The following is a 1955-nucleotide window of genomic DNA, read 5'->3' as shown; positions in this document are numbered from 1 at the left end:
GCTTTTCGGAGCTGAACACTCTCGACAATCCTGATCCAGCTACTCTCCGAGAGATCGATTTCTCCGGGGCTTTATTAACTCAGAACGCGACAGGTAAAATACGTCCATCCGAGCCAACAGTCGTTCGGATGGATGGGTGCCAGTCAACGTGCCCCGAAGTCCGGGACGATGACCCTGAGCGCGGCTTGACCGCCCACGCAGTATAGAACAATACTGCGGTCGAAGGCGAGAACACGGACAAGCCCCGTTCGTGAATCGAAGATTCACGAGCATGCTGAGGGAACCTCAGCATACGCCCTCCACGAGCGAGTGGTCGCAAGCCCCGAGCGAAGTAGGGCGGGGTTGTTGACCTTCTGTCGAGGCGGAGTCCCCGCCCTCAAGGAGCAATGCAGCGATCAACAGAGAGGTTAGCGCAGTAGAGAGAGGAAGAAGCCATCCTCGCAGCCTTCGTTCAGTCCAGGACGAACTCTGGCGAAGAGCCTACGAAACGGGGTCGATGGACGATGTGAACGGCTACTCCAACCCTCCCTGAAGTAGTTGAAAGTCGCCTTTTCAGCCTCACGGTGGATTCGAGAGATTGTTAATAACCGAGTAGTCCTCGTTCTCAAGCCACTCTCTCCAGATCTTGACAACCGCTCTTGCTACCAGAGTAGGTTTCTCGACCTGTATACATGATGGCTCCGGTTCAGCTGAATTCGACGAGCCTGAAGTTGAATCCGGAGGTGGATGGTAGTGTTTTTGCGGAGAATGAGGGTTTGGATGGTTGTCGAACCGAAACCGGACATCCTCGGTTTCGACGTATTGGATGTAGTATGACCCGTGAACGTCCCATTCCACCTCAAACCTTCCTTCGGACACGACTCCATCAGACATACGAACTACGAGAGATCGAGGTAAAGAACCAGTAGTCCCCTCGAACTCCGTGCTATCCACGAGCGGTTCCTGGCTTTCGAAAACGTTGCGTATAGTTTTGAGAGCCTGCAGATCCACCTGTCCCAGAGAACTATGGCTCATGCTCTGGCTTTTTCTTCGCTACCAAGATTGTCGTGGTAGCCGGAGAACTGGAGTGCCATTTTACTCACCTTCAACGATTTCTCGGTACTCCTCCAGTCGTAGTAGTCCTGCCATACTTCCTCAGCCTCCTCCTCACTATCCGCAACATCAAGTTCATTCAGGAGATCTTCGGGAGAGTCGCTATCATACTCGTGTCTGTACTCTTCTATCTCGTTTCTCAGCTCGTGTATACCCTCCTCTATCTCGGCTTTCGTGTTGTTCTCAATTACGAAGCTAATTTCCTGTAGAACGTACCAGTTAGGATCTCTTCTGTATTTTACTCCCTCACCGGTGTGAATCTTCTCGGCTACCCCGTAATCCACGAGTCTATCGAGGTGCTTTCTGGCGGTCTTCTGGGTTACGTGGCACTCCTCAGCGATCTTTTTAACCGTTTTAGGCTCCGTGGTATTTCTAATTACGGTACCCACTCTCTCACCTCCGTCGGTCTCCTCTACCCAGTCCTCTTCTACCTCCTCATTTATGTCCTTCATGTTAATAATATACTTCGTAAGAGTAAATAGTTCTTATGGGTGTTGAGTTAGCTAATTTTGGCTTGACAGGATACAAGTTAGGATCTAACTATTGTTTCTGAACTAGTTCATTTGTCTAAATTTCTTAGAATATATTAACTATATGTAATTTGAAGATTGATTTAAGTGACAGCAGTATTCTCATGGTTTTATGGGTCTCATTAGAAGTGCGAAATGTATGTACTGTGGGAATAAAGTGAAGGGTACTCAGTATGGTACTTGTGAAAACTGTGGAGAACACTGGCATGTCAAGTGTGCTAAAGCTAATGGGGACTTTCGTCAAGCGCATAAGTCGGGTATCATAAGAGATAAAGACTACGCTCATGTGTAGAAGTCAGTACTTAATATTTTTTCGAACCAATCGTCGGTGTT

The 1955-nt window shown here is 48.5% G+C and carries 2 protein-coding genes; both read right to left on the bottom strand.

What is annotated here, in order from left to right:
- Positions 1-558: 558 nt before the first annotated feature.
- Positions 559-990 (bottom strand): hypothetical protein, encoded by a 432-nt coding sequence (locus tag SV253_08535; protein MDY6776101.1) that lies wholly within the window; start codon positions 988-990, stop codon positions 559-561.
- A 20-nt stretch (positions 991-1010) separates the two neighbouring features.
- Entirely contained in the window at positions 1011-1544 is a 534-nt protein-coding gene (locus SV253_08530) for a winged helix-turn-helix domain-containing protein (protein MDY6776100.1), read from the bottom strand.
- Positions 1545-1955: the final 411 nt, after the last annotated feature.

Source organism: Candidatus Afararchaeum irisae, from assembly GCA_034190545.1.
In the GTDB taxonomy this organism is placed as follows: Archaea; Halobacteriota; Halobacteria; order Halobacteriales; family Afararchaeaceae; genus Afararchaeum; species Afararchaeum irisae.
The sequence above is the reverse complement of the archived record's forward strand: the minus strand, read 5'-3'. Positions and strand labels throughout refer to the sequence as shown.

What these genes read in the sequence shown, in the direction of transcription:
- SV253_08530 (MDY6776100.1), bottom strand. Translation starts at nt 1,544, where the DNA reads ATGAAGGACATAAATGAGGAGGTAGAAGAGGACTGGGTAGAGGAGACC.